The sequence below is a fragment of the Pseudomonas sp. NPDC088885 genome (genome assembly GCF_044750025.1).
Taxonomy (GTDB): Bacteria; Pseudomonadota; Gammaproteobacteria; order Pseudomonadales; family Pseudomonadaceae; genus Aquipseudomonas; species Aquipseudomonas rustica.
The window spans coordinates 4,808-8,444 of sequence record NZ_JBIVJB010000131.1; the positions used below are offsets into that span (position 1 = coordinate 4,808).

Annotated in this window: 5 protein-coding genes; all 5 read right to left on the reverse strand. The window is 58.1% G+C overall.

All coding sequences use genetic code 11. The annotated features are described in order from the left end of the window. On the reverse strand, positions 1 to 613 hold a 613-nt coding region (rlmN, locus tag ACIP1X_RS26335), incomplete at its 3' end, for a 23S rRNA (adenine(2503)-C(2))-methyltransferase RlmN (protein ID WP_400755745.1). Positions 614 to 641: 28 nt separating this feature from the next. Then, positions 642 to 1,067 (reverse strand): nucleoside-diphosphate kinase, encoded by a 426-nt coding sequence (ndk, locus tag ACIP1X_RS26340; protein ID WP_007916882.1) that lies wholly within the window; start codon positions 1,065 to 1,067, stop codon positions 642 to 644. Positions 1,068 to 1,154: 87 nt separating this feature from the next. Then, positions 1,155 to 1,355 (reverse strand): Fe-S cluster assembly protein IscX, encoded by a 201-nt coding sequence (gene iscX, locus ACIP1X_RS26345; RefSeq protein WP_400755746.1) that lies wholly within the window; start codon positions 1,353 to 1,355, stop codon positions 1,155 to 1,157. Positions 1,356 to 1,369: 14 nt separating this feature from the next. After that, positions 1,370 to 1,711 (reverse strand): ISC system 2Fe-2S type ferredoxin, encoded by a 342-nt coding sequence (gene fdx, locus ACIP1X_RS26350; protein WP_007916885.1) that lies wholly within the window; start codon positions 1,709 to 1,711, stop codon positions 1,370 to 1,372. Continuing rightward, positions 1,711 to 3,576: a Fe-S protein assembly chaperone HscA gene (gene hscA, locus ACIP1X_RS26355; RefSeq protein WP_400755747.1), complete on the reverse strand. Its 1,866-nt coding sequence runs from the start codon at positions 3,574 to 3,576 to the stop codon at positions 1,711 to 1,713. The genes fdx and hscA overlap by 1 nt, the downstream gene beginning before the upstream one ends. Positions 3,577 to 3,637: the final 61 nt, after the last annotated feature.

Below are 3,637 nucleotides of genomic sequence, written 5' to 3' on the forward strand. Positions count from 1 at the left end.
CCGAGGTGGACAGGGTCACGCGGCGCTTGGAGATCCCGTAGCCGAGGTCATCCATCATCAGATGCATGGCGGCGACGACGTTGTCGAAGTTCAGCAGCGGCTCACCCATGCCCATCATCACCACGTTGGTGATGGCACGGTCGACGGTTGCCGGGACACTGCCGAAAGATTTGTTGGCAATCCACACCTGACCGATGACTTCGGCGGCGGTGAGGTTGCTATTGAAGCCTTGCTTACCGGTGGAGCAAAAACTGCAATCCAGGGCACAGCCTGCCTGGGACGAAACGCACAAAGTGCCGCGCTTGCCCTGGGGAATGTACACGGTCTCGACGCAGCTGCCGGACGCCACACGCACCACCCACTTACGGGTGCCGTCGGTGGAGATGTCCTCGCTGACCACTTCCGGACCACGGACTTCAGCAATAACCTTGAGCTTGTCGCGCAAGGCCTTGCTGACGTTCGTCATGGCGTCGAAATCATCGACACCAAAGTGGTGAATCCATTTCATTACCTGACCGGCACGGAAACGCTTCTCCCCGATTGAGTCGAAGAATTTTTCCATTTCCTGTTGAGTCAGACCCAGCAGGTTGGTTTTTACAGTCGATGTAGTCATGGATTCACCTTCACTCTTAAGCCAATGCTTAGCGAGTGGTTACTTCAGTAGCTGCGAAGAAGTACGAGATTTCACGAGCAGCTGCGGCTTCGGAGTCCGAACCGTGAACAGCGTTGGCGTCGATGGAATCAGCGAAGTCAGCGCGGATGGTGCCGGCAGCAGCTTCTTTAGGGTTGGTAGCGCCCATCAGCTCACGGTTCAGAGCGATAGCGTTTTCGCCTTCCAGAACCTGAACAACAACAGGGCCGGAGATCATGAAAGCAACCAGGTCGCCGAAGAAACCACGAGCGCTGTGCTCAGCGTAGAAGCCTTCAGCTTCAGCTTTGGACAGTTGCTTCAGTTTCGAAGCTACAACGCGCAGGCCGGCTTTTTCGAAACGAGTGGTGATTTCGCCGATGACGTTTTTTGCAACAGCGTCAGGCTTGATGATGGAGAAAGTGCGTTGAACAGCCATGGTGTAACTCCAGAAACGGTAATTTGCGAAAAATTAAACCCGCGAATTATACGCGGGTTCTTGGGTATTGCCTAACCTGCGAGACGATCAGTCCAATTCTTTGGCCCAGAGCTCCTGAACCGCTTCCAGCACCTTCTCGCCGACACGGCCAGAAGTGCAATCGAAGTCAGGCAGATCAAGGATCATCTGCTGCAAACGGACAAAACCTACAGAATATGGATCGACGCCGGCATGGGCCTCGGCCAGTTCTTCTGCAATACGTTGAACATCATTCCAACCGTAGCTCATGACAGTCTTACCAGTCAGTGCGGCGCTTCAGCCGCATGGTTAAGCGAATATTTTGGAATTTCGACGGTGATGTCTTCTTCACCAACGATAGCCTGACAGGCCAGACGCGATTGCGCTTCCAGACCCCATGCACGATCGAGGAAGTCTTCTTCCAGCTCGTCAGCCTCTTCCATCGAGTCAAAACCCTCGCGGATGATGCAGTGGCAGGTGGTGCAAGCGCAGACGCCGCCGCAGGCGCTTTCCATCTCGATGTGGTGTTCGTGGGCCAGTTCGAGAATCGATGTGCCGGGCGCAGCCTCGACCACCATGCCTTCAGGGCAGAACTTCTCGTGGGGCAGAAAAATGACCTGCGGCATCAGATATCCTCGATTTCATTCAGATTGCGCCCCGACAGAGCGGCTTTCACCGTCAGATCCATGCGGCGGGCAGCAAAAGCATCGGTCACTTGCGACAGACGCTTGGTCTGCTGCTCGATGGCGTAACCATCGGTACCTTTCATCAGTTCAGCCAGTTCCTGCAGCTGCAAGTCGATGACCATGCGCTCTTCGGCGTCGAGCAAACGCTCGCCATCAACTTCCAGAGCACCCTGCACCGCTTCGATCAGGCGCTGGGCATCGACTTGCTGCTCACGCAGAACACGGGCGACCTTGTCGTCATTAGCGTGCTGGAACGAATCCTTGAGCATTTTGGCGATTTCGCCATCGGTCAGACCGTAAGACGGCTTGACCTGGATGCTCGCCTCAACGCCGGAGCCCAGTTCACGGGCAGACACGCTGAGCAGACCGTCGGCATCGACCTGGAAGGTCACGCGAATTTTCGCTGCACCGGCGACCATCGCTGGAATGCCACGCAATTCGAAGCGCGCCAGCGAGCGGCAGTCACTGATCAGCTCGCGCTCACCCTGCAGAACGTGGATCGCCATGGCCGACTGGCCGTCTTTGTACGTAGTGAAATCTTGTGCGCGAGCGACGGGGATGGTGGTGTTGCGCGGAATCACCTTCTCCATCAAACCGCCCATGGTTTCCAGCCCCAGGGACAGTGGAATCACGTCGAGCAGCAGCAGTTCGCCGCCATCGCGCTTGTTGCCAGCCAGGGTATCGGCCTGGATCGCGGCACCGATGGCCACCACTTGATCCGGGTCGATTTCGGTCAGAGGCTGACGACCAAAGGCTTCGGCAACGGCTTCGCGAACGCGAGGAACGCGAGTCGAACCGCCAACCATAACCACAGCGTGTACGTCGTCCAGCTCGATGCCGGAGTCGCGCACGGCGCGGCGGCAAGCTTTCAGGCTGCGCGCGACCATTGGCTCGATCAGCGCATCGAAGGCTTCGCGGGTCAGCGGTGCTTTCCAGTCGCCGTAGGCCACTTCAACACTGGCCGAGTCGGTCAGGGCTTCTTTGGCCGCGCAAGCGGTTTGCAGCAGATTACGTTGTGCGCCCGGATCGAGATCGGCGGACAGGCCGGCGCTCTCGATGATCCAGCCGGCAATCGCGTGATCGAAATCATCGCCGCCCAGCGCGCTGTCGCCGCCAGTGGCCAGCACTTCAAAAACACCGCCAGTCAGACGCAGAATCGAAATATCGAAAGTACCGCCGCCCAAGTCATAAATCGCGACCAGGCCTTCGGCATGCTGATCCAGACCGTAGGCCACAGCGGCTGCGGTCGGCTCGTTGAGCAGACGGAGCACGTTCAGACCGGCCAACTTGGCCGCATCTTTGGTCGCTTGACGCTGAGCATCATCGAAGTAAGCCGGAACGGTGATCACCGCACCCACCAGTTCGCCACCCAAGGTCGCTTCAGCGCGCTGACGCAAAACCTTGAGGATATCGGCGGAGACTTCTACCGGGCTTTTCGGGCCTTGCACGGTGTCGATGAACGGCATGTGCGATTCGCCACCGACAAAGCGGTATGGCAGTTGCTCGCCCAATTGCTTGACGTCGGACAGACCACGACCCATCAAGCGCTTGACCGACAGCACGGTGTTCAAAGGATCGGAAGCGGCGGCCAGCTTGGCCGACTCGCCGACTTCGACGTGATCGGCGTGATAACGCACAGCGGACGGCAGGATGACCTGCCCGTTTGCGTCGGCCAACGGTTCGGAAAGACCACTGCGCAACGCAGCGACCAGCGAATTGGTAGTGCCCAAGTCAATCCCCACAGCCAGACGACGCTGGTGCGGTTGAGGACTTTGGCCGGGTTCGGCGATCTGCAGTAGGGCCATCGTGATCAGGACTTATCTGTATATCAGGAGTGCGACCGGTGCGGCTCTGGGTTAATCGTCG

Coding starts and splice junctions, on each gene's coding strand:
- hscA (WP_400755747.1), bottom strand. CDS start 3,576: ATGGCCCTACTGCAGATCGCCGAACCCGGCCAAAGTCCTCAACCGCAC.
- iscX (WP_400755746.1), bottom strand. CDS start 1,355: ATGAGCTACGGTTGGAATGATGTTCAACGTATTGCAGAAGAACTGGCC.
- fdx (WP_007916885.1), bottom strand. CDS start 1,711: ATGCCGCAGGTCATTTTTCTGCCCCACGAGAAGTTCTGCCCTGAAGGC.
- ndk (WP_007916882.1), bottom strand. CDS start 1,067: ATGGCTGTTCAACGCACTTTCTCCATCATCAAGCCTGACGCTGTTGCA.